At 44.0% G+C, this 21,685-nt stretch carries 26 protein-coding genes and 3 tRNA genes; 10 read left to right on the top strand and 19 right to left on the bottom strand.

Annotated features, from left to right (window positions below):
* Position 1 precedes the first annotated feature (1 nt).
* From ICV36_RS05005 to ICV36_RS04985, 5 genes are read right to left on the bottom strand one after another with little or no spacing between them, the layout of a single operon-like run.
* Positions 2-796, bottom strand: a complete 795-nt coding sequence (locus tag ICV36_RS05005) for a peptidylprolyl isomerase (RefSeq protein WP_215401470.1) — start codon at positions 794-796, stop codon at positions 2-4.
* Positions 797-844: 48 nt separating this feature from the next.
* Positions 845-1,129, bottom strand: coding sequence for a BolA family transcriptional regulator (locus ICV36_RS05000; RefSeq protein ID WP_215401469.1), 285 nt, complete (start codon positions 1,127-1,129; stop codon positions 845-847).
* Positions 1,126-1,674 (bottom strand): septation protein A, encoded by a 549-nt coding sequence (locus ICV36_RS04995; RefSeq protein ID WP_215401468.1) that lies wholly within the window; start codon positions 1,672-1,674, stop codon positions 1,126-1,128. The genes ICV36_RS05000 and ICV36_RS04995 overlap by 4 nt, the downstream gene beginning before the upstream one ends.
* 23 nt (positions 1,675-1,697) lie before the next feature.
* Positions 1,698-2,111, bottom strand: coding sequence for a peptide-methionine (R)-S-oxide reductase MsrB (msrB, locus tag ICV36_RS04990; RefSeq protein WP_215401467.1), 414 nt, complete (start codon positions 2,109-2,111; stop codon positions 1,698-1,700).
* A gap of 34 nt (positions 2,112-2,145) precedes the next feature.
* Positions 2,146-3,612, bottom strand: coding sequence for a YdiU family protein (locus ICV36_RS04985; RefSeq protein ID WP_215401466.1), 1,467 nt, complete (start codon positions 3,610-3,612; stop codon positions 2,146-2,148).
* Between the two features lie 54 nt (positions 3,613-3,666).
* On the opposite strand from ICV36_RS04985, the gene ICV36_RS04980 reads away from it, so the two are divergent.
* Complete coding sequence (locus ICV36_RS04980; RefSeq protein ID WP_215401465.1) at positions 3,667-4,149, top strand: PaaI family thioesterase; 483 nt, start codon at positions 3,667-3,669, stop codon at positions 4,147-4,149.
* Between the two features lie 2 nt (positions 4,150-4,151).
* Here the strand turns inward: ICV36_RS04980 and ICV36_RS04975 are convergent, their stop codons facing one another.
* Complete coding sequence (locus tag ICV36_RS04975; protein WP_215401464.1) at positions 4,152-5,009, bottom strand: NRDE family protein; 858 nt, start codon at positions 5,007-5,009, stop codon at positions 4,152-4,154.
* A 6-nt stretch (positions 5,010-5,015) separates the two neighbouring features.
* Entirely contained in the window at positions 5,016-6,011 is a 996-nt protein-coding gene (locus tag ICV36_RS04970; protein WP_215401463.1) for a folate-binding protein YgfZ, read from the bottom strand.
* Positions 6,012-6,031: 20 nt separating this feature from the next.
* On the opposite strand from ICV36_RS04970, the gene mltG reads away from it, so the two are divergent.
* The 6 genes from mltG (at position 6,032) to ICV36_RS04940 (ending at position 10,998) form a co-directional block, all read left to right on the top strand.
* Positions 6,032-7,120 carry an endolytic transglycosylase MltG gene (gene mltG, locus ICV36_RS04965; RefSeq protein ID WP_215401462.1) on the top strand — a complete coding sequence of 363 codons (1,089 nt, stop codon included), beginning with the start codon at positions 6,032-6,034 and terminating at the stop codon, positions 7,118-7,120.
* Positions 7,117-7,758, top strand: a complete 642-nt coding sequence (gene tmk, locus ICV36_RS04960) for a dTMP kinase (protein WP_215401461.1) — start codon at positions 7,117-7,119, stop codon at positions 7,756-7,758. The genes mltG and tmk overlap by 4 nt, the downstream gene beginning before the upstream one ends.
* Positions 7,755-8,876, top strand: a complete 1,122-nt coding sequence (locus ICV36_RS04955) for a DNA polymerase III subunit delta' (RefSeq protein WP_215401460.1) — start codon at positions 7,755-7,757, stop codon at positions 8,874-8,876. The genes tmk and ICV36_RS04955 overlap by 4 nt, the downstream gene beginning before the upstream one ends.
* 30 nt (positions 8,877-8,906) lie before the next feature.
* Positions 8,907-9,698, top strand: a complete 792-nt coding sequence (locus ICV36_RS04950) for a TatD family hydrolase (protein WP_215401459.1) — start codon at positions 8,907-8,909, stop codon at positions 9,696-9,698.
* Positions 9,695-10,402, top strand: coding sequence for an ankyrin repeat domain-containing protein (locus ICV36_RS04945; protein WP_215401458.1), 708 nt, complete (start codon positions 9,695-9,697; stop codon positions 10,400-10,402). The genes ICV36_RS04950 and ICV36_RS04945 overlap by 4 nt, the downstream gene beginning before the upstream one ends.
* A gap of 74 nt (positions 10,403-10,476) precedes the next feature.
* Entirely contained in the window at positions 10,477-10,998 is a 522-nt protein-coding gene (locus ICV36_RS04940) for an ion channel (RefSeq protein WP_215401457.1), read from the top strand.
* A 2-nt stretch (positions 10,999-11,000) separates the two neighbouring features.
* On the opposite strand, the gene ICV36_RS04935 is transcribed toward ICV36_RS04940, so the two are convergent.
* The 5 genes from ICV36_RS04935 to hyi all read right to left on the bottom strand — a co-directional run bounded on the left by ICV36_RS04935 (position 11,001) and on the right by hyi (position 14,950).
* Entirely contained in the window at positions 11,001-11,798 is a 798-nt protein-coding gene (locus ICV36_RS04935) for a DUF3108 domain-containing protein (protein WP_251375101.1), read from the bottom strand.
* Between the two features lie 206 nt (positions 11,799-12,004).
* Positions 12,005-12,574, bottom strand: a complete 570-nt coding sequence (locus ICV36_RS04930) for an HNH endonuclease (protein ID WP_371743212.1) — start codon at positions 12,572-12,574, stop codon at positions 12,005-12,007.
* A gap of 81 nt (positions 12,575-12,655) precedes the next feature.
* Entirely contained in the window at positions 12,656-13,243 is a 588-nt protein-coding gene (locus ICV36_RS04925) for a YqiA/YcfP family alpha/beta fold hydrolase (protein WP_215401456.1), read from the bottom strand.
* Positions 13,244-13,252: 9 nt separating this feature from the next.
* Positions 13,253-14,152, bottom strand: a complete 900-nt coding sequence (glxR, locus tag ICV36_RS04920; protein WP_215401455.1) for a 2-hydroxy-3-oxopropionate reductase — start codon at positions 14,150-14,152, stop codon at positions 13,253-13,255.
* Positions 14,153-14,173: 21 nt separating this feature from the next.
* The gene (gene hyi, locus ICV36_RS04915; RefSeq protein ID WP_215401454.1) at positions 14,174-14,950 is read right to left on the bottom strand and encodes a hydroxypyruvate isomerase; all 777 of its coding nucleotides are present in this window, start codon (positions 14,948-14,950) and stop codon (positions 14,174-14,176) included.
* A gap of 151 nt (positions 14,951-15,101) precedes the next feature.
* On the opposite strand from hyi, the gene ICV36_RS04910 reads away from it, so the two are divergent.
* Complete coding sequence (locus ICV36_RS04910) at positions 15,102-15,707, top strand: hypothetical protein (RefSeq protein WP_215401453.1); 606 nt, start codon at positions 15,102-15,104, stop codon at positions 15,705-15,707.
* A 73-nt stretch (positions 15,708-15,780) separates the two neighbouring features.
* Here the strand turns inward: ICV36_RS04910 and ICV36_RS04905 are convergent, their stop codons facing one another.
* Positions 15,781-16,251 (bottom strand): DUF4118 domain-containing protein, encoded by a 471-nt coding sequence (locus ICV36_RS04905; RefSeq protein ID WP_215401452.1) that lies wholly within the window; start codon positions 16,249-16,251, stop codon positions 15,781-15,783.
* Positions 16,252-16,310: 59 nt separating this feature from the next.
* On the opposite strand from ICV36_RS04905, the gene ICV36_RS04900 reads away from it, so the two are divergent.
* Positions 16,311-17,165: a carboxylesterase gene (locus ICV36_RS04900; protein WP_215401451.1), complete on the top strand. Its 855-nt coding sequence runs from the start codon at positions 16,311-16,313 to the stop codon at positions 17,163-17,165.
* A gap of 56 nt (positions 17,166-17,221) precedes the next feature.
* Here the strand turns inward: ICV36_RS04900 and ICV36_RS04895 are convergent.
* The 4 genes from ICV36_RS04895 to gltX form a co-directional block, all read right to left on the bottom strand.
* Positions 17,222-17,298, bottom strand: a tRNA-Asp gene (locus ICV36_RS04895).
* Between the two features lie 52 nt (positions 17,299-17,350).
* Positions 17,351-17,426, bottom strand: a tRNA-Glu gene (locus tag ICV36_RS04890).
* Positions 17,427-17,458: 32 nt separating this feature from the next.
* Positions 17,459-17,534, bottom strand: a tRNA-Ala gene (locus ICV36_RS04885).
* A gap of 78 nt (positions 17,535-17,612) precedes the next feature.
* Positions 17,613-19,019 (bottom strand): glutamate--tRNA ligase, encoded by a 1,407-nt coding sequence (gene gltX / locus ICV36_RS04880; protein WP_215401450.1) that lies wholly within the window; start codon positions 19,017-19,019, stop codon positions 17,613-17,615.
* A 56-nt stretch (positions 19,020-19,075) separates the two neighbouring features.
* Between gltX and ICV36_RS04875 the strand changes: the two genes are divergently transcribed.
* Positions 19,076-20,041: an Hsp33 family molecular chaperone HslO gene (locus ICV36_RS04875; protein ID WP_215401449.1), complete on the top strand. Its 966-nt coding sequence runs from the start codon at positions 19,076-19,078 to the stop codon at positions 20,039-20,041.
* Between the two features lie 26 nt (positions 20,042-20,067).
* Here ICV36_RS04875 and ftsB read toward each other — a convergent pair whose 3' ends face one another.
* Entirely contained in the window at positions 20,068-20,373 is a 306-nt protein-coding gene (gene ftsB, locus ICV36_RS04870) for a cell division protein FtsB (RefSeq protein WP_215401448.1), read from the bottom strand.
* A 13-nt stretch (positions 20,374-20,386) separates the two neighbouring features.
* Positions 20,387-21,673 carry a phosphopyruvate hydratase gene (gene eno / locus ICV36_RS04865; RefSeq protein ID WP_215401447.1) on the bottom strand — a complete coding sequence of 429 codons (1,287 nt, stop codon included), beginning with the start codon at positions 21,671-21,673 and terminating at the stop codon, positions 20,387-20,389.
* Positions 21,674-21,685: the final 12 nt, after the last annotated feature.

Here is a 21,685-nt window from a genome sequence, read left to right as displayed (position 1 = left end):
TTTATTGGATTTTTGCCTTTGCGCGTAACTTTTGCATCATCTCTGCAAACTTGGCTTTTTGCCAATTTTTATCAGACATGATCATTTGCTTAAGTTGATCTTTCATTTCTTCGATGCTTGGCGCTTTGACATCACGTGAATCGATCATCTTAATGATGTGCCAACCAAATTGAGACTTCACTGGCTTGTCAGTGGTTTGGCCATTTTTAAGCTGCACCATTGCCTTTGAGAATTCTGGAACTAAAGCCTTATCGCTAACCCAGCCAAGATCGCCACCATTTTTAGCTGAGCCTGGATCAATTGATTTAGCTTTTGCAATCTCCTCGAAACTAGCGCCTGCCTTTAGCTGGGCAATGATTGCTTTAGCATCTGATTCCTTTTCAACCAGAATATGCTCTACGTGATATTCCTTGCCGGTGTACTGTGCTTTAACAGAATCATATGCCGCTTTTAGATCCGCTTCAGCAACACCTTCCTTTTCAATATAGTCTTCAAATACAGCCCCGACGAGTACGCCCATGCGTGCTTGCTCTAGTTGCTCTCTGACGATTTCATTTTGCAGCACCCCTCGTTTATCCGCCTCTTGCAATACCAATTCACGAGTGACGAGCATCTCGCGTGCCTGACCTCGCACTTGCGGATTATCAGGTTGTCCTGAACGCTGCACTAATTTATCTAATTGAGCTTTTGGGATTGACTTGCCATTCACGATCACGGCGTTTTGGGCCATTGCATTTGCAGACAAAAGAGTTGCCAATAGAATGCCGACAGAGAGAATTTGATGTTTTTTGAACATATTATGAAATATTGAAATAAAAGAGAATGGGAATATTCTAAAGTAGCTTTAGGTAAACGCCTCATCCGGAGTCAGGGCAATAATAGTAAGCGCATGAATTTCCTTGGGGATATGGCGATTGAGGGCTGCATAAACAGCCCTGTGACGAGCCACTAGACTTAACCCCTTAAATTCCGGTGCAATAATTTTTAGCTTGAAATGGCCACCGCCAGATGCAGCGCCAGCATGCCCAGTATGAAGGTGACTTTCATCTTCAACCAGCAGATCTACAACTTGAAAGGCCTTGCGAAGGTCCTCTTCAAATGCAGCAATGCGTTCTTGATTTGCAGTCATTCGCTTGGATGCTCCATATGTTTAGAGAGCCAAACCCCTTGAGCAATGACGAAGACTAATAACAATCCAGTGCTACCAAATAGCTTAAAGTTGACCCATGTTTCCTCAGAATATTCAAATGCGATATAGAGATTGAGGCCGCCCATAACAAAGAAGAATAGAGCCCAAGCCATATTCAGTCGATGCCAGACTGAATGTGCGCTTCTCTCTTTTAGTGTTACTTGTTTGCCCATCAATACCTGTATCCAATTTTTTTGAAAGAACTGCGCACTAATAAAAAGAGCTCCTGAGAATAGCCAATAAAGAGCGGTTGGTTTTAGTTGAATGAAGGTTTTGTCATGTAAGAAGATAGTCAAGCTACCGAATACCAGAATCATCACCAAGCTTACCCATTGCATTGCATCAATTTTGCGATGTCGGTAATAGACCCAGAGAATCTGACCTATGGTGGCTACCATTGCAACAATCGTTGCTGTATAGATATCGCCAAATTTAAAGGCGACAAAAAATAGAATGATGGGGAAGAGGTCGAATAAGAATTTCATAATGGGATTATCCAGCTATTTACTTATTCATTAGTATTTGTTGGTGTGGCATTAGAGCTTGGCTCAAACTGAAGTGATGCCGAGTTAATGCAATAGCGTAATCCGGTTGGCATCGGACCATCCTCAAAGACATGCCCCAAATGGGCATCGCAGCTAGCACAACGGACCTCCGTACGTACCATTCCATGGCTCGTATCACGAACTTCTTTAATAGAAGAAGCGTTTTCCAGTGCGTTATAGCTTGGCCAGCCACAGCCAGCATCAAATTTGGTGCTAGATAGAAATAGTGGGGTGCCACAGCAGACACATTTGTAGAATCCTTTGTCCCAATGATCCCAATATTTTCCAGTGAATGGTCTTTCGGTAGCGGACTCTCGCGTAACGCGATATTCAATATCACTCAAGGATTGCTTATATTCTTGGTCAGTTTTTTTCATGGTGACTCCAATGCACTAGATTTGCTTCTATCTTCTAAGATGAGCAGCTTACTTCAATTGACGGGGAATTGGACGGAGGCGCTAATGAATATGCCTCATACTCAGGCTGCTCGTCATAGGGATTTTCTAAAATCTTCAAAAGTTTGTTCACCTCTGAAAAATCCTTTTTCTGAGCAAGTTCTATTGCAGTTTGCGCCAAATGGTTACGAAGCACATACTTTGGATTAACTCTATCCATCGCTTCCTTACGCACAGAATCTATGCTTGATTCAGAATTTAAACGTTCTCTGTAATCAGCAAACCACCGATCAATTAAATTTCGATCAATAAAATCATCTCTTAGTGAAAATAATGCAGTCGAAGTATTTATTTTGACGTCACTAAGATTTCGGAAGAAATTCGTGAAGTCAATTCTGGAGTCATGCATTGCTTGGAGTAGTCTTTCAATTAAGGCAATATCTCCGTCATGCGCACTTTGAAAGCCCAATTTCTGGCGAAATTGAGACTGCCAAGCTTGTGCATAGGTTCTAGGGAAGGCTTCAAGTGCCGTACGAAATTGATCTTGTACCTCTTTCTCATCATTATTGACTGCTAGCAGGGGGGTCATTGCACCTGCTAGGCAAGCCATATTCCAATGCATGATTTGTGGTTGACGATAGTATGAATAGCGACCACCTTGATCACTGTGGTTGCATATATGGTCAATTTGAAACTGATCTAGGAATCCAAAAGGGCCATAGTCCATTGTCAAGCCGAGCGCACTGATATTGTCGCTATTGAGCACCCCATGACAAAAACCAAGGGCTTGCCACTGCGCAACCAGTTTGGCATTGCGCACACAGATACTTTTAAACAACTCTAAGTAGGGGTTTGCTCCATTGTTAGATTCAGGGTAGTGATACTCGATCAGATAATCGGCCAACTCTTTTAACCTATCGCGATCTTGGAGGGCGGCAAAATGCTCAAAGTGACCAACACGAATAAAGCTGGGTGCGAGTCGAGCGCAAACGGCCGCTGTTTCAATGATTTCTCTTCTTACCGGCAAATCAGAACCAATGACTGATAAAGCCCTGGTTGTTGGAACACCTAAGGCATGCATTGCTTCGCTGCATAAAAATTCTCTGATAGAGGAGCGCAATACAGCCCGGCCATCACCCATGCGCGAGAATCGCGTCTTTCCGGCGCCCTTAAGTTGGAGCTCCTGTCCAGCAATATCACCAAGCAAAATTGCGCGTCCATCTCCCAGTTGGCCTGCCCAGACACCAAATTGATGTCCGCTATAGGCCGTAGCGATTGGACTAACAAAATGATGTTCAGAAGTGCTTAACTGATTTCCAGACAATACGGCCAACCAGGCTTGATCATCTGGTAAGTGAGCTTTGTTAAGGGCAATGCCGATCAATTTGGCGGAAGAGGGTGAAAGCGCAACCCAGTATGGGTTAGGTATAGGTGTTGGAAGTGTGGTTTGGCAGACGTCATCGCCACTTAGGGTAAAGGCCATAAACCTATTCTAGGGGGATTTCCCAAACTGCGTACATGCCTCTAAAATTACCCCATGAATAAACAAGTCCAAATTAACCCCCAAACCCAATTAGCCAATTTAGGAGAAGAGCTAAACGTTCCTTTTTTAAAGCTACTTGGAGTACGTTGCTTAAGTGCTGAGATGGGCAAGGGTGAGATTTTGCTGGCGCTCAAGCCAGAGCACAACAATACCTGGGAAGTAGCCCATGGCGGTGTTTTGTTGACGTTGATGGATGTTGCTATGGCAGTTGCTGCTAGATCAGGAGATCCTGGCGACAGAAGTGTCGTAACTATTGAAATGAAAAATAATTTCATGCAGGCTGCCACTGGTGTATTGCGCGTGAAGGCGGATACCGTTCGCAGAACTGCAACCATGGCTTTTTGTGAAGCCAAGCTTTATAACGATCAAGGTGAAATTTGTTGTATGGCTACAGGCACATTTAAATATTTAAAGCGCTTAGCTACGCGCAACGCAGATGGCATACGCGTTGTAAACGACGATGGTCGCTCTGAGTAAGTCTAGACAGATAAATTTGAATCAGATGGGGAGCTGAGAGCTCCTGTAACAACGTCATGACCTACGGCCCCAGAAGCATCAAAGCGACGCTCAACTAACTCAAATTGCCCATCTTTTCGTATTCTGAGAACAGTACTTGAGCGGGTGCCGTAAGAAGGTGTTTTGATAAACGCCGGGGATAGAGCCTTTTCCCACTCCTTACTTACACCCGTGTTTGGAAGTTCATGATCGCTAGCGTGATGCGTATCAGCCAGCAACTTTAAATACTGATCGGCATTCTTGAGATGCCCTTGATCCATAGCTAAAGCTTGAGCAAATGCTGCTATACGGTGATTTACCTTTGGCCATGGCGTGTCTAACATGGCATTCGAGAGACCATATACCCCTGGCTCTAATGCTTGTTGTGGGAATACTTTGCGAGGACGAATACTTTGCCCCATCATCATGCGATTACTTACCCAATGCATTTCTGCATTTGCCGGATCGCGAAGATCTGCCATTAAAAGATTAAATCCGTTGTACTGCTGAAATCGTTTTGTATTGCTTTGAATAAATTCAGTCGGTTTGTCATTGCCAGAGAGATACATTAATGAAAGTTCGCCGCGAGTCCTTGCATCTGGGTTTTTTTCACTCGGAGCTCTAACATTCGTTAAGGCGGCAAATTTTCCAGTTTTGCTAAATCCTAACCAAGTACCAGGACTTCCCAGTACATCTGCGCGATCTCGTCCTGCCAGAACATGTGGATGCTCAGGCCACCATCCCACTGCATCAGTATTGCGTTCATAAAACTCATCACGATTCGCTGCCACTACCAAAGAGTAGTCTGGATGAGAATTCCAGGCGAAAAGAATGAGGCACATAAGCAGTTAAATATCAAGCAATCGATAAGGCAATGAGTCTATTTTTAACACAGGTCCATCGGTGCTGCCCAGATGAATTTCACCGGCTTCGAGCGCCTCTAGTTTGCATTCAATTTGAAGGTCAGTGCGACTTAAATCATATGGACTTTGAGCCGATAGGACCACCATGCCAGCTGGCTGCCCTGGATCTGTCGAGTGAAAAAGTTCAGTGCCGGGTAGTATGGATCTAGCATTTGTGACATGCGCCAGCTGGAGGCGACGCTTAATAGCACCGCGATATTGGCTGCGAGCAACTATTTCTTGGCCTGGATAACAGCCTTTTTTAAAATCAACGCCAGCAACAGACTCAAAATTGATCATTTGCGGCACAAATTGTTCTTGGGTTGCTTGAACGATACGCGGAATGCCACTTAATACCTCAAGATCATTCCAAACGGATAATTGTTCAGATGACTTATCTGAACTAGCTTGATTATTTTTTGCGACCGCCATCAAAAGGCGGGCCACTGATTGACTGCCCACCAAAACATTGGGCAATCGCAAATTAATGCCATCTGGATTGGGCTTAACATCAAGCAATTGTTCCTCAGAACAATAAAGTCCGGAAATACTCAAATCATTGGAAAGATCTGTGACTTTTACTTTGGAGCGCAGCACATACATTGACAAACGTTTAGCTGTGCTGGCTGCAATATCCTTTGAAATAAATAACACGAAGCGATCTTGTGCATCAGCTCCCGTTGGAAAAAGACCGAGCCAGGCGCTTGCCAAAAGTCTTCCTTTAGGACTGCAATATCCTACAAGGTGCGTGCCTGAATATTCTTGCGCTACCCTCCCTGGTAATGTGCGCTCAAGACCCAGAACAGAATTGGTTAATTGATTTTGCAAAAAACTTGCAGCATCCGATCCCTCAATCACAATAAGACCCCATTCCAAGAGTTCGCAGGGTAGGGAGGAGGGGTTACTAGGCCAATTTGGCTGAATTTGGGGCGAATTATTCATGACCCTTTTATCATAGCCTGATGCGTAGAAAAATTCAGAGAACGACTCTATTTTCGAATAAAGGGGCTACAAAGCGAGGGCTTAAATACTCGTTCATATTGCTAGTAAGCTTTTTAAGCTTAATGTACGGCGTTATCTTTTTAGCTACAGTAGTACCTAGCAAATCCAATAATGGAGACACCTCTACATTTAAAGTCAAGATCGCCTCACACTCAAGTTTATCGAGTATTGCCGAGCAACTTAGGGAACAGGGTATTTCGACCAATCCCTTCATCCTGCATTTGAGCGCTAGATCTTTGTTTGTTGCGTCAACATTAAAGCCTGGAACTTATCTATTTCCGACAAGCTCCAGCCTAGGCAAAATTTTGCTGCAAATTGCACGAGGTGATCGCATCAGGGAAAGCATTGCCATCATCCCTGGCATGACAATATGGCAACTAAGAATATTGATGGATTCACATTCAGCCATCATTCATCAAACTAAAGGCATGAGCAATAGAGAGCTTTTGCAAAGCCTGAATCTGAGCTACCCCAGTGATGAGGGAATTTTTCTGCCAGACACATACGTGTTCGACCCAGATGAGCCCGATCTCAACATTTATCGTAAGGCTGCTCAAGCCATGCAAAAACAGTTGATTCCAATCTGGGATAAAAGGGAGAATGGTCTACCGCTCAAAACACCTTATGAGCTCCTTATTCTGGCTTCTATTATTGAAAAGGAGACGGGGCGTCTCAGTGATCGCGGGATGGTGTCAGCGGTCTTTGTTAACCGCTTAAATAGAGGCATGCCCCTCCAAACAGACCCTACGGTGATCTATGGAATAGGGCCAAAATTTGATGGAAATTTACGGAAAGCAGACTTACGTAAAGACACTGCCTACAATACGTATATGCATAAAGGTTTACCTCCAACACCTATCGCCATGCCAAGCAAAGAATCTATTTTGGCGGGAGCGCACCCCACCAAAAGTAATGCACTGTATTTTGTTGCAAAAGGCGATGGCAGCAGTCACTTTTCTCAAAGTCTTCAAGAGCATGAGTCAGCGGTAGATCGATTTCAACGTAGGATTGCTCCAAAGAGCACAGAGAACCAAACCAATTCAAGATGACATCAACATATACAGGATATTTCATATGCTTTGAGGGCATCGATGGTGCAGGCAAGAGTACACATATCGATGCATTTCGCAAATTGATGCAAGAGCGCTATCCAGATAGAGAGGTAGTATTAACTCGTGAGCCAGGGGGCACTCCACTCGGCGAGCAATTACGAAAACTACTTTTAGATTCACCCATGAATTTAGAAACCGAAGCACTATTAATGTTTGCTGCACGTCGAGAACATATTGCTCAGGTTATCGAGCCCGCCTTAGCAGCGGGTAAGATCGTCATATCCGATCGCTTTACTGATGCTAGCTTTGCTTATCAAGGTGGTGGTCGTGGTTTAAGTCTTACCAAACTAAATGAATTAGAACGTTGGGTGCAAACCCTTCCCAATGGGGAGTTGTTGCAACCCAATCTGACTATTTTGTTTGATTTGCCTGGTGAAATCGCTGAGGCGCGACGCTCTAAAGTGCGGACACCCGATAAATTTGAGCAAATGAATTTGGATTTCTTTGAGAAAGTACGCCAAGAATATTTGCGGCGTGCAAAAGAGGATTCTGGCCGCTTCCACTTAGTTGATGCTACCCAAACACCAGAAACCATTTGGGATGGCTTGAAACTCATTGAGATCGCATTTAAGTGATTCAATTGCCTCAAATTGCTCCATGGCTTGAACCCCTCTGGAAAGCCTTAGACTTTGGCAATTTCCCTAATGCCGTTTTGCTACATGGTCAATCCGGTATAGGCAAATTTGCTTTTTCGGTTGAGCTAGCTAAAGCGTTGCTTTGTGAAAACTCTAGTGACTCAGCGCGACCCTGCAATCAATGTGAGGCATGTCATTGGTTTGACACAGGAAATCATCCAGACTTTATTGCGCTGGTTCCCGAAACACATCGAAAGCTCTTACCTCGTGGGAACTATGAGGGTGATGATGCTTCCAAAAAAGGAAAATCATCTCGTGAGGATGATAGCGAGACCAGCGAGAAGAAAGAAAAGAAAAACATCTCCATTGAAGAAACTCGCAGTGCCATAGAAAATCTTTCTATAGGCTCTCATCGCGGTGGAAATCGCGTGATATTAATTTATCCACTAGAGATGCTGCGCTCTGATTCCGCAAATACTTTATTGAAGTCCTTAGAAGAGCCCCCTGAGAACACTATTTTTATATTGCTGGCTGATAGAGTAGATCGGGTATTGCCCACGATTAGATCCCGCTGCCGTCTTCTGACCGCACCTCGCCCTCATCGCGAACAAGGATTGGCCTGGTTAATAGAGCAATTAGGGGCAATTAGCGGCCTTAAAGTCAGCAATGCTGATATTGAAACTGTTTATGACGAGCAGGGTGGTGCCCCGTTTTCAGTGTTGAGCTCACTAATAGCAAGACACAACAAGGATGACAAAGACGAATTATCAATCTCCATTCAGGCCACACGCTATTTGCTTCAATCGATGGCTCAAGGCGTCCGAATCAATTGGCTCGATACAGCTGAGAAAACACATAAAGCCCAATACGGCTTTTTGCTAGCCGCCATGCAACGCTGGGTTTCAGATTTGCAATCTGTAGCCCAAGGCGGGGTGCCACGTTATTACCCTAAGCATTTAAATACCTTAGAGGGTCTTTCTAAAATGGCCAGCATACCCAAACTGCTTCAATTTTGGAGGTTACTTGTTCAGGCTCGTCGCAATGAAAATCACCCCTTGGCCAATCGAATTCAACTTGAATCATTACTTTCGCAATACCAGCAGATATTTGGGGTCTGATGCTGCCTTGGCAAGACTAAAATACGAGTCATGTTCATAGACTCTCATTGCCATCTCGATTTTCCGGAATTTCAATCTCGACTACCTGAGGTGTTGGCTAATATGCAGGAAGCCAAGGTAAGCCATGCCTTGTGCGTATCCGTTGATTTGCCTGATTTTCCGAACGTACTTAAGCTAGCAAATAAACATCCGAATCTCTTCGCATCCGTTGGCGTTCATCCAGATTACGAGGATACGCCTGAGCCAACACTGGAGTTTCTTGTCGAGACCGCAGCAAAGCATTCCAAAATAGTCGCGATTGGTGAGACAGGTCTCGATTACTATCGAATGGGCGATCGCAGCCACGATTCCATGGAATGGCAACGTGAACGTTTTAGAACTCATATTAGAGCAGCGATTGCCTCAAAAAAGCCGCTAATCATCCACACAAGATCAGCCTCTCAGGACACCATTAGAATTCTTCAAGAAGAGGGCGCTCAAACAATTGGCGGAGTAATGCATTGTTTTACTGAATCCTATGCAGTGGCGAAGGCGGCTATGGATATGGGATTTTTTATCTCTTTTTCAGGAATTGTCACCTTCAAAAGTGCTAAAGAATTGCAGGAAACCTGCAAACAGGTTCCGTTAGATAGGATGCTAATCGAGACAGATTCTCCTTACTTGGCGCCAATTCCTTATCGCGGCAAAACAAATGAGCCTGCTTGGGTGGCAAATGTTGGCCAATTTATTGCCGTGCTTAAGGGTGTTCCCATAGAAGAATTGGCTATACAAACTTCAAGAAATTTTTATCAATGTTTTCAGATAGATAGAAAATCAACATGAGATTTGAGTTTAATAATTATTTAGTGATTTTTGTCTTTGCTATGGCAGTCAATGGCCGCGCATTTGGACAAACTGACGCTCAAATTGCAGATTTTGCCAAGGCAGCCAAATTTAATGATGTTGCTACCGTTAAAGCATTGGTTTCCAAAGGTGTTAGTCCAAATACCACGGATCCTAAAGGTGAGCCAATGCTGAACTTGGCAATTAAGGATAAGTCTGACGATGTGATTTATTTTTTAATCTCCAATAAGGCTACGGACGTAGATCAATCTAACAAGCATGGTGAAACACCCTTGATGATTGCCTCAATAGACGGTAATTTGCCTGTAGTTAAGGCGCTAGTGCAGCAAAGAAAAGCCATGATTGACCATGTAGGTTGGACGCCGTTGCATTACGCATGCGCCAAAGGTCATTTAGAAGTTGCTCAGTATTTGCTAGCAAATGGTGCCGCTGTTGATTCCTTAAGTCCTGGCGATACAACACCATTAATGATGGCAGTTCAATCCGGAAATGAGCCATTAATTAAGTTGCTCCTAGATAAAGGTGCTGATTTGCAAATTCGTAACTCGGTTGGCTTGTCTGCGATTGATATTGCAGTGATATATGACAAGCCCTGGGTTGCAGAGGGACTAACTTCACGATGGTTAAAGCTTTATAAGAAACCCTATATTTATCCCAAAGGGCTTAGCCAGCCTAAGAGCTGATTTAACTTATTTGCGTATAATCATTATTATGTCAAATAAGATAAATCTGTTATTCAACCCAACTAAGAACTGCCATGTTGAGCTTATTTCAAAACACTGACCTACCTAGCTTTGCTACCCTGTTCAATGAAATCAATACAGACATGGGAAATGGTCAGATCTGGGTCATCGTTGTTAGCGCCTGTTTGATGCTTGCTGTCCATGCAGTTGCAGTTCTGGGTATTGCAGGCGCATTTCATGCAATTGATGAAATTATGACTAGGCGGCGTATTGTGGGTGCAAGTTTCTTGTCGTATTTCATAGCCATACTCTTAGTTATTGCCATCCATTTGGCTGAAATCGTAGTTTGGGCCTATATTTGCGTAGCTTTGAAGGTATTTCCAACAAACCCACAAACCTTTTACTTTGCTGGCGAAATGTATACGACCGTTGGATATGGGGACTACAAACTGTCTGAACAATGGCGGATTCTCCCCATCATCATCTCTTTCTCCGGAATTTTTGCTGTTTCCATGTCTGGTGCTGCGCTGTACACCATGATGGGAGCTTTGCTAGGTCACCCCAATCAAAATCCAAAATCTGGCTCTGGATTCTAAATCTATGGGCTAACCGCGGTGGGTACAGGGTTCTTCTGTTTAAAAACGAGTTCTAATACCCGCCCATTGGACTCTTGTGAGCGAATGCGCCCTGGCAGCCATTCAAGATCTTTGGCCAACCAGATATCGACCTGACGCTTATAGGGGTCGTTTTCACGCTGCATTAAGGCGTAATGGCGATTTACAGATTTCCCTAGGCTAGGAATATCGTCTGAGACCGTCTCCCCATAACTCTTAAAGTTCCACATTTCTAATGTGTTGTAGTCAACCACTGGAATTGATCGTATGCTTCCAGCTTCATCCATCTTGCTATCGCCATTTAACAAAGAGGCTAATTGGAACATCAGACTAAATCTGTCTTGAGTACCCGGCAAGATCGTAGGGGTGAACTCCGGCTTTTCAGAAAAAAACATCTGCCCTTCCCCATTTGCATTGCGGTCAAAGCGCGAATATCGCGGTGGCTTTGTGCCTCTTTGCGACCAGTAAATGCTCGGCGCAATTCCGTAGGCATCTACTGATCCGCGTGATTCAAATACAAATGGGCCAACAAATGCATACGGAATATTGATATATAGGCGATAACTATTGCCATCCACAAACCAATCAATCTCACCGGTTTGGTACTTCTGCCCATCGACATACGAATCGTAATAAATAATTCCTGATGCCGGTAATTTGAAAGCGACTCCGGATTGATCTCCTAAGGCCCCCTGCTGTCCAGAACCATTTGAGTTACTTTCCTCACTCGCATTAGATGATCTAGTGTTTATTTCAGCTTTTTTTCTAAGTGCTCTCGCCATCTGAATTTTTTGTGGTGGCTCATTTTTTAATTCCGCCCTAATAATGAGATCTTCTAGAATAGGTTTTGAAACCCCAAATGAGAGGAATGGCAGCCCAAAAAATAGAATGAGATGACCAACTACTGAGACCAGTAAGGCAGCAAAAATTATCCAGAGGGATTTGAGTTTGGGTGAATCGAAACGATGATTCCCCTCTAATCGCAGTCTCAGGAAGAACTCTCCAAAAGACGACTATTTTTAGGTAGATTTGCAGACAAGAAGTCCATTTGATCTGCCAAGATATTGCGACCTTTTAGAATCATGTCTTCATATAGACTTGGCAAATATGGGGTGTATAGCAATTTCATACCAGCCTGTTCTGGAGTCTGATTGCCTTTACGTTGATTACAAGGCCTGCAAGCAATCACGAGATTCATCCAGCTATATTTACCGCCACGACTATTGGGAATGATGTGTTCTGCCTCTGCTTGGTTTTCATGTATTAAAACACCGCAATAGGCGCAAAGACCTTTGTCACGCTTGTATAGTTTGTGCTTTGTAATTACAGGAACTACATCAAAAAGATTAATCTTGGCACTACCCTTCACCGCAATAATGGAGTGAAGTTCAATGAGAGATTGCATTCCAGTAAAACGAGAGATGCCGCCGCGCATCTGAAAGATAGGATCACCTAAAGTCCATAACACGTTGTTGTCAGCATATTGCTTGGTAGATTCTTCAGCATTAACCCAGCCCTGGGGAATTCCACCTGCGTCTAATTTCAAGATGCTCAGCACAAACTCTCCTTTCTAGAAGTCATCAAATTAGAAGGCTTCGTTTGGGTCATCTTACAGAAGAAGATGCCAGCAATCAATCATCTAGGTGGTGATGAAGTTTAAGACTTTGGGTAAGTGATCAGAGTACTCAGAAATACCGTGGTCGCTACCCTCCAGCACTAGTTGCTCAGCACCCTTGTAGAATTCAACCATCTCTTGCCAATCCAAAAGCTCATCCCCTTTTGCCGCCATTAAGAAGTAGCGCGATGGATTGCTAATGACCTCTACTTGAAGATCTTTTAATTGATCGATGTATTCTGGGCGAAAATCATATGGCTCATTAGTGTCGTATGCAGTCAGCATACCAACATGCGAAGCAAGCTCTTTGGGGGCTCTCACTGCAGGATTTAAGGCCAGCCCCTTGCAACCATACTTCTCAGCCAAATAATTTGCATAATAGCCCCCTAAAGATGATCCAATTACAACCAGTCGATAATGCTTTGAATCTTGGATATGTTTTTCTACCATATCCATACTTTGTTTTGGAGAGGCTAAAAGCTGGGGGCAATACCACTCAATGGGATTCTCCTCGGTAGCCATTGACCGAATTGCCTCCCCTGTCATGACTGCTTTGCTTGATCGGGGTGATGATCGGAAACCATGTAGGTAAACGACTAAGGTTGATGACATAAGGGTAGCTTAAGCCTTTTGGCCGATTTCAAAGTTTGCCAATTTCTCAAGCGCACGCACCATAGCCGAGTGATCCCAAGCCTTACCACCATGAGCTGAGCAAGAGTTAAATAACTCCTGGGCAGTGGCAGTATTGGGAAGTGAAACGCCAAGCGCTCTAGCGCTATTCAAGGCTAGACTTAAATCTTTCTGATGCAACTCAATCCTAAACCCGGGATCAAATGTTCTCTTGACCATTCTCTCTCCATGAACCTCCAGAATTTTAGAGCTGGCAAATCCACCCATCAAGGCCTGACGAACCTTTGCAGGATCGGCGCCAGCTTTGGCAGCAAATAACAGCGCCTCAGCAACTGCTTCAATATTTAAAGCAACAATAATTTGGTTTGCCACTTTGGCGGTCTGACCATCTCCATTGCCACCCACAAGATTAATATTTTTTCCCATCAATTCAAAGATCGGTTTCACTTTTTCGAAGATCTTTTCGTCGCCGCCTACCATAATGGAAAGAGTCGCATTCTTAGCGCCAACCTCTCCACCAGAAACAGGCGCATCAAGATAATCGCATCCCAAAGCATTTATTTTTTTGGCAAATTCTTTTGTGGCAATCGGAGATATCGAACTCATATCTACAACAATTTTTCCTTTAGATAAACCAGATGCAATACCTTTGTCACCGAAAAGCACTTTCTCGACATCTGGTGTATCCGGAACCATTGTAAAAATAATATCCGCCTTGTTGGCAACCTCTTGCGGAGAGCTACATTGAATGGCTGATGTAGAAGCCAAACTCTCAGGAATTTTGGTGCGGGTATTAATAAAAACTTCATGGCCCGCATTCACAAGATGTCCTGCCATAGGTGCACCCATGATTCCTAAACCAATAAAGCCCAACTTTAATTTCTCACTCATATAGTCTCCGTATTTATTTTTTTAATTTAATGATTTGATCCAACCCAATCCAGCCTCAGTATTCGAGGCGGGCTTGTATTCGCAACCAATCCAACCCTGATAGCCAATGCTATCGATGAATTTAAATAGATGGGCGTAATTGATCTCACCTGTGCCTGGCTCATTTCGACCAGGATTATCGGCTAATTGAATATGAGCTATTTTAGAAAGGTTAGTATCCAATGTTTTGCAAAGCTCGCCTTCCATGCGTTGTGCATGATAGATGTCGTATTGAATAAATAAATTATCTGAGCCAACTTCATTCAGGATATCGAGAGCCTGCTGAGTTTTGGATAAATAAAATCCAGGAATATCAAATGTATTGATGGGCTCTATTAGTAATTTGATGTTGACCTTTTTCAATTCAGTGGCTGCATAACGCAAATTATCAACAAAAGTTTTATGTAATAGATCTGGCGTAACTCCGGCAGGTGCTTTACCTGCTAAACAATTGATCTGATGAACTCCTAGCACTTTGGCATATTCAATCGCTTTAGAAACGCCCGAGCGAAATTCTTCAATACGATCTGGCAAACAGGCAATTCCCCGTTCGCCTGCATCCCAGTCCCCTGCTGGTAAATTGTGAAGTACTAATTGAAGCTTATTCCTATCCAACTCTTGACGAATATCGCTTGCTGTAAATGGGTATGGGAAAAGAAATTCAACCACCTGAAAGCCGGCTTTAGCCGCCCTATCAAATCGCTCCATAAATGGATACTCGTTAAATAGCATGGTGAGGTTTGCGGCAAACTTCGGCATTTCGATTCCTTATGGCTATCTCGATATAAACAAGAATCTTAACAAAAGATGTGAATTTAGACGTCAGCTGCAAATAATGGAATTAGCAACTAAATTTAGCGATAAAAATAGGCTAAGATGGTAGCTAGTTCGATATAAATAAGGAAATACAATGAATACAAAATGCACTCCTATTGCCCTGATTGCGGCGGTATTTTTTGCGGGATCCGCAGCAGTTCATGCTCAGTCTGCCCCGGCGGCAAGTGCCGCTAAACCAGCAGTAATCGATGCGGCAGTGACCGATAACCGTTACCAGTTGTATGAAGGTGAAGTGGTAAAGATTGATAAGAAAACTCGCACTATTACCTTTAAAAACAAAGAGGGTGAATCTAAATTTGTAGCAGGGCCTGAAATCACCAACTTTGCACAGATTAAAAAAGGTGATCGCGTTAATGTGAGCTATGAATTAGCTGTTGCAATTGAGTTAATCAAGACCAAGAGTGATGGCGTCCGTAGCAAGGTTGAAACCAATACCGTAACCAAGTCTAAGGCAGATGAAAAGCCATCCGAAACCATTACGAACAAGACAACTATCATTGCTGATATTGTTGAAGTAAATCGCGAGAAGAAACTGGTATCAGTGAAAGGTCCAAGTGGAAAAATCACCACAGTGACCGTAAAGAACCCAGCCCTTTTGGCGGATATTAATGTGGGTGAGCAAGTGAAGGTAATTTACTTTGATGCAATGGCCGCATCAATCACTACACCTAAGAAGTAAGCAAGAACGTATTGCTTAAAATAGCCCTGACCAATTCAAATTAAAGGTCAGGGCCCATACAAAACGACCAAATTTATTCAGCTGTTGTTTTTGTAAGGGTTTTGCGCATGATATTACGCATTTTCTGGTCACCTTCAACCATCAACTTTAGTCTAGTTTCGCTTACAAGATAAGCCATTTTGGCGTTGTATTGCTCGCGCCTCAAGAGTTCAACCAATATTCCCGAAAGCAATGTGTAGGAGAGGTATACAAATATCGTGGTGATATCTCTCTGATCAACAACCGATAGAGCGCCAAAGGGCTCCATAAAGAAAAAGATTAACAATGGAGCGCTCAAGGCGAGAGTGAGGAATGCAGGGACAATACCAAAAAAATATGCAATTAATATGGTGTTAATCTGAAAGAAAAATAGTGGGAGCGAGCCACCGAGAAACGGGTGAAGCACGTAGCGCAAAGAGAAAGCTATCAAGACCCCAAAGATCGCCATTAGGTAACCGAAGCTTTTATTGGAGCACCAACGCTTGGAATTTAAATTTTGTCTCATAATTTTGGTTTATTTCGGTGTATCCTAACCTATCTCAATGAATAAGCCAAAATATTTTGATGTCTGAGCCGGTAACCCTCAAATCCAAGCATGATCTCACCATTATTATTCCTGGGCTTAATGGGAGCGGTTTGGAGCTTGGGCAGCTCCCTCGGTTTTTGGAGGCTGCTGGTCATGATGTTTTGATTCCCGAAATCCATGGATTTGTATACGGAGCACCTGCCAGCAGCTTCGAAGATTGGGCTCTACAGCTTCATCATTTGATTGACCAGCAGAAGGAAACTTATTCCGTTGTTAATCTTGCCGGAATAAGTATGGGCGCCACATTGGCAACCCTTATATGCTGTCAAAGATCAGACATCTCCTCACTTTGTCTGATGTCTCCCGTACTCAGATACGACGGCTGGTCAGTACCCTTTTATCGCCCTATTCTTGACTTCTTTTATTTTCTTGGCGCGCGCAATTGGGAATATTCTGAGCGCGAACCATTTGGCGTTAAGAATCTTGATTTACGCCGTCGCATTAGTGAAAAGTTTAAGACCTCTAAGGTCTCAGAGGTTGGTGCTGAATCAATTTCTGCCCGTCACTTACATGAAGCCAAGGGCTTGATGTCTAAAGTTCAGAATAGTTTATTTAATCTAACTGCTAGATTGCTAGTAATTCAGTCAGTCGAAGACGATACATGCTCAGTATGGTCTGCTAATGAAATATTAGCTCACTGCAAATCAGAAGTGCGTCGCGTAATATGGCTAGGCAATAGTTATCACATCGTCACAATTGATAACGAACGTGAAATTGTTCTCAATGAAGTGTTAAATTTCATTTCTCAAACTAGCGCAGTTGAAAGACATGCAGCAGATCCAGTGAGCACCGAAAATCGTAAGGTTCTCAAATTAAGAGTTGGTTACGAATAAGCCAGGCTAAATGAGAATAAAAAAAGCCCCCTATAAAGGGGGCTTTTTATTTGTCTTGGCGGAACGGACGGGACTCGAACCCGCGACCCTCGGCGTGACAGGCCGATATTCTAACCAACTGAACTACCGCTCCAAATGCATCGAGTAACGCAACATCATACAGCTTTACTACAACCAGAATAATCTGGCGTCCCCAGGGGGATTCGAACCCCCGTACTCACCGTGAAAGGGTGATGTCCTAGGCCTCTAGACGATGGGGACCTGGACTACAACAAACTGCTATTTTAAATGCTTGGTGGAGATAAGCGGGATCGAACCGCTGACCTCTTGCATGCCATGCAAGCGCTCTCCCAGCTGAGCTATACCCCCGAAATCTCGCAATAAAACTACAAGACATTCAAAACAATCCAAGATTTTATCCTATTTTTGTGCAGGTGCGCAAATTACCTACAGGATTACCTTGGAGAGCCTTTCTATAGCCTCTTCTTTGCCTAAAACAACCAACACCGAATCTATAGCTGGGGTTTGTGTGGTGGCGAATAAGGCATATCTAACAGGCATAGCTAATGCAGGCATTTTGAGCTGATGCTTAGCCAAAACTTGTTTAAATGCTGCGCTATAACCTTCTTTTGTTGGCTCAGCAAGTCCAATTGCCTCAACCAAATCTCTCAGAGCTGGGACAACCGCTTCAGGAATATTCTCCTTGATTTGCTCAGAACTAAAATGAGGCGGCGGTAAATAGAAGAGCTTAGCCCCTTCAGCAATTTCAATCAAAGTATTTGCTCGATCTTTTAAAAGCCCAACTACTTGAGTGAAGTCCGGACCTGATTCAGTATCAATACCCAGCTCATGAGCAAATGGCTTTGTTGCTACTGCTAATATTGCTGGATCTGCATTTTGAATATATTGATGATTAAGCCAAAGCAACTTTTCAGGATTATGTTGTGCGGGTGAACGTCCGAGACTTTCCAGATCAAACCAATTTACAAATTGCTCCTTGGTAAATACTTCCGCATCGCCGTGAGACCAACCTAAACGAGCAAGGTAATTCAGAATAGCTTCAGGTAGATAGCCAGCTTTTTGATAATCTCTGACGCTCATTGCGCCATTGCGTTTGCTCATTTTCTCGCCGGAATCATTCAAAACCGTTGGTAGATGGGCGTAGACAGGCGGCGTGCCACCCAAAGCCTTCATGATATTGATTTGTCGTGGCGTGTTATTAACATGATCATCACCCCGAATAACATGGGTGATTTTCATATCCATGTCATCAATCACCACGCAAAAATTATAGGTCGGCGTGCCATCTGGTCTAGCAATCACTAGGTCATCTAGCTCATCATTACTAATTTCAATTTGACCTTTTACAGCATCATTCCAAATCACTGAACCACCAATAGGATTCTTAAAGCGAATGACTGGATTTACCCCTTCAGGAATCGGCGGCAACGTCTTGCCAGGTTCCGGTCTCCATAAACCGTTATAGCGAGGCTTTTCTTTGTTTGCCATTTGCTGATCGCGCAACTGGTTGAGCTCTTCCTCACTCATATAACAGGGGTAAGCTAGGCCAGCATCCAGCATCTGTTTTACCACCTCACGGTAGCGATCAATTCTTTGCATTTGATAGATCGGACCCTCATCTAGGTCTAGGCCAAGCCATGCCATACCCTCGATAATGACGTCTACTGCCTCTTGGGTGGAGCGCTCTAGATCGGTATCTTCAATGCGAAGAATAAAGTCGCCTTTATTGTGGCGCGCAAAGGCCCATGGATAGAGTGCGCTACGAAGATTTCCCAGATGAATAAAGCCCGTGGGACTAGGGGCGAATCGTGTACGAATATGCATAATTGCCATTATCTCAGGTCGGCAATCCTAAGACTAAATCTCAAAAAACGTGGATACTTTGACCTATGAATGAATTGCTCGTCTTTGTGTGTGATGGTGCCCCAGTTAGGGGTGAAATTGTGTCGATTGGTAGCGCTTGGCAGGCAGTTTTAGAGCGCCGCAACGATCCACCTGCTGTGCGTCGCATTTTGGGCGACTTTGTAGGTGCAGCCACCCTCCTCAGCGCCAGCCTGAAGTTTGACGGCACTCTCATTATTCAGGCACAAAGCAAAGGCCCTATTCAGGTTCTCGTTGTGGAATGCAAGTCAGACTTATCAATGCGTGCGACCGTCAAGCTTTCGGTAGAGTCCTCGGCAATTCAGGACAATGCAACCTTAGCGGAATTATTGGATGCCTCTGGAAGCGGAAGATTAGTGATCACCCTTGACCCATCAGATCGCGAACCAGGGCAAGCGCCCTATCAAGGTATTGTCGCCCTTCAAGACCACCAGGGCGCAGTCATCAAACCCGTAACCAGTGCTGCCGAGGCTATTGCTTTATATATGCAAAATTCTGAGCAACTAGATACGCGCATTTGGCTGGCATCCAGCGATACCCATGTTGGCGGCCTTTTATTACAGCGTTTACCCAATTCTGGTGGTCATGCACATTTGGATCCACAAATTGCAGATGAAGGCTGGTCCCGAATCAAAACGCTTGGCGAGACAATTACTGATGAGGAATTACTTTCTCTTCCGCCGGAAACCATTTTAAGGCGTTTGTTTTTAGAAGAATCTGCTGAAAATGGTGTGCGAAGCTTCCCAGCAAGATCCATTCGATTTGCTTGTCGCTGCTCCAGAGCTAAGGTTGCTGATATTTTGCGAATGTTGGGCGAAGAAGAGGTTCAAAGCATACTTGCTGAACAGGGTGCTGTAGAGACCACATGCGATTTCTGTGCAAAACCCTATCGTTTTGATGCTATCGATTGCCTACAGGTATTCAAAACCGATTTATTAAGTGACGCTACAAGGCCACCATCTAGCGGTCACTAATGAAGACCGGTTGATTACAACTTAAATTATTGCTTTCTAGCTTGAGATTCGCTAGATTTGTCTGCTGGCAAGATTTGCACAAAAAACTCGCCTTCTTTGATCATGCCATGCTCAACACGAGCACGCTCTTCAATAGCGCGGGTACCCTCTTTTAAATCTTTCACATCCCCGGCTAACTTGGCATTGCGCAGAGCTAGAAGGCTATTTTTAGCCTCCTGAAGCTCTACTTGACGCTCCATCTCATACACCTTTAGCCATCCACCTTTGCCCAGCCAAAGCGGGTACTGGATCACAATGAGTAATACCAGCATAGAGTAGATGACGATCCGCATAATTTATCGAATCTTAGCGTTTGAGGTTATAAAAAACAGACTTACCAGGATAAGTTGCAACATCGCCCAAATCTTCTTCAATACGTAGGAGCTGATTGTATTTAGCAATACGATCCGAGCGAGATAAAGAGCCAGTCTTAATTTGACCTGCGTTGGTACCAACCGCAATATCTGCAATAGTGCTGTCCTCAGTCTCGCCTGAACGATGAGAAATCACTGCGGTGTAATTTGCACGCTTAGCCATCTCAATAGCTGCAAAGGTTTCTGTCAGGGTACCAATCTGATTGATCTTAATCAGAATGGAGTTAGCAATGCCTTTATCAATACCCTCTTGAAGAATCCGAGTGTTGGTAACGAACAAATCATCACCAACTAATTGAATTTTCTTGCCAAGCTTCTTGGTGATATCGGCCCAGCCATCCCAGTCACCCTCATGCATACCATCTTCAATTGAAACGATTGGAAATTGATCTGCTAAATTGCCAAGATAATCTGCAAACTCGCTTGAGCTCAGTTGCAGTCCTTCACCAGACAGGTGGTACCTACCATCTTTGTAGAATTCACTAGCAGCACAATCCAAGGCTAAAACAACGTCTTCACCGGCTTGATAGCCAGCACCTTCGATGGCTTTCATAATGGTTTGCAAGCATTCGTGATTGCTCTTGAAATTTGGCGCAAATCCACCCTCGTCACCAACAGTAGTTGGCATACCTTGTGCCCCCAAAATTTTCTTCAATTCATGGAAAATTTCAGCGCCACAACGCAACGCATCGCGGAAGTTTTCAGCGCCTACCGGCATCACCATGAACTCTTGGATATCCAAGCTGTTATTAGCATGCGCACCACCATTAACAATATTCATCATGGGCACTGGCAACTGCATACCACCAGATCCGCCAAAGTAGCGATATAAAGGTAAGCCAGCTTCTTCAGCAGCAGCCCTAGCAACCGCCATGGAAACGGCCAAAGTAGCGTTAGCACCAAGTCGCGCTTTGTTGTGGGTACCGTCCAAGTCAATGAGTGTGCGATCTAGAAAAGCTTGCTCGCTTGCATCCAAACCTAAAATAGACTCAGCTATTTCAACATTGATGTTTTGAACTGCTTTAAGGACACCTTTGCCCAAATAGCGAGCCTTATCACCATCGCGCAGCTCAATCGCCTCACGTGATCCTGTAGAAGCGCCAGATGGCACAGCTGCACGACCCATTACCCCAGACTCAAGCAATACATCGCACTCAACTGTTGGGTTGCCGCGGGAATCCAGAACTTCTCTACCGATGATGTCAACAATGGCGCTCATGCACCTTCTCCT

Origin of the sequence: Polynucleobacter sp. MWH-UH35A, assembly GCF_018687075.1 — a bacterium.
Lineage (GTDB): Bacteria > Pseudomonadota > Gammaproteobacteria > Burkholderiales > Burkholderiaceae > Polynucleobacter.
This window is presented reverse-complemented; position numbering and strand designations above follow the sequence as displayed.

Coding starts and splice junctions, on each gene's coding strand:
- ICV36_RS05005 (WP_215401470.1), bottom strand. CDS start 796: ATGTTCAAAAAACATCAAATTCTCTCTGTCGGCATTCTATTGGCAACT.
- ICV36_RS05000 (WP_215401469.1), bottom strand. CDS start 1,129: ATGACTGCAAATCAAGAACGCATTGCTGCATTTGAAGAGGACCTTCGC.
- ICV36_RS04995 (WP_215401468.1), bottom strand. CDS start 1,674: ATGAAATTCTTATTCGACCTCTTCCCCATCATTCTATTTTTTGTCGCC.
- msrB (WP_215401467.1), bottom strand. CDS start 2,111: ATGAAAAAAACTGACCAAGAATATAAGCAATCCTTGAGTGATATTGAA.
- ICV36_RS04985 (WP_215401466.1), bottom strand. CDS start 3,612: ATGGCCTTTACCCTAAGTGGCGATGACGTCTGCCAAACCACACTTCCA.
- ICV36_RS04980 (WP_215401465.1), top strand. CDS start 3,667: ATGAATAAACAAGTCCAAATTAACCCCCAAACCCAATTAGCCAATTTA.
- ICV36_RS04975 (WP_215401464.1), bottom strand. CDS start 5,009: ATGTGCCTCATTCTTTTCGCCTGGAATTCTCATCCAGACTACTCTTTG.
- ICV36_RS04970 (WP_215401463.1), bottom strand. CDS start 6,011: ATGAATAATTCGCCCCAAATTCAGCCAAATTGGCCTAGTAACCCCTCC.
- mltG (WP_215401462.1), top strand. CDS start 6,032: ATGCGTAGAAAAATTCAGAGAACGACTCTATTTTCGAATAAAGGGGCT.
- tmk (WP_215401461.1), top strand. CDS start 7,117: ATGACATCAACATATACAGGATATTTCATATGCTTTGAGGGCATCGAT.
- ICV36_RS04950 (WP_215401459.1), top strand. CDS start 8,907: ATGTTCATAGACTCTCATTGCCATCTCGATTTTCCGGAATTTCAATCT.
- ICV36_RS04945 (WP_215401458.1), top strand. CDS start 9,695: ATGAGATTTGAGTTTAATAATTATTTAGTGATTTTTGTCTTTGCTATG.
- ICV36_RS04940 (WP_215401457.1), top strand. CDS start 10,477: ATGTTGAGCTTATTTCAAAACACTGACCTACCTAGCTTTGCTACCCTG.
- ICV36_RS04935 (WP_251375101.1), bottom strand. CDS start 11,798: ATGGCGAGAGCACTTAGAAAAAAAGCTGAAATAAACACTAGATCATCT.
- ICV36_RS04925 (WP_215401456.1), bottom strand. CDS start 13,243: ATGTCATCAACCTTAGTCGTTTACCTACATGGTTTCCGATCATCACCC.
- glxR (WP_215401455.1), bottom strand. CDS start 14,152: ATGAGTGAGAAATTAAAGTTGGGCTTTATTGGTTTAGGAATCATGGGT.
- hyi (WP_215401454.1), bottom strand. CDS start 14,950: ATGCCGAAGTTTGCCGCAAACCTCACCATGCTATTTAACGAGTATCCA.
- ICV36_RS04910 (WP_215401453.1), top strand. CDS start 15,102: ATGAATACAAAATGCACTCCTATTGCCCTGATTGCGGCGGTATTTTTT.
- ICV36_RS04905 (WP_215401452.1), bottom strand. CDS start 16,251: ATGAGACAAAATTTAAATTCCAAGCGTTGGTGCTCCAATAAAAGCTTC.
- ICV36_RS04900 (WP_215401451.1), top strand. CDS start 16,311: ATGTCTGAGCCGGTAACCCTCAAATCCAAGCATGATCTCACCATTATT.
- gltX (WP_215401450.1), bottom strand. CDS start 19,019: ATGGCAATTATGCATATTCGTACACGATTCGCCCCTAGTCCCACGGGC.
- ICV36_RS04875 (WP_215401449.1), top strand. CDS start 19,076: ATGAATGAATTGCTCGTCTTTGTGTGTGATGGTGCCCCAGTTAGGGGT.
- ftsB (WP_215401448.1), bottom strand. CDS start 20,373: ATGCGGATCGTCATCTACTCTATGCTGGTATTACTCATTGTGATCCAG.
- eno (WP_215401447.1), bottom strand. CDS start 21,673: ATGAGCGCCATTGTTGACATCATCGGTAGAGAAGTTCTGGATTCCCGC.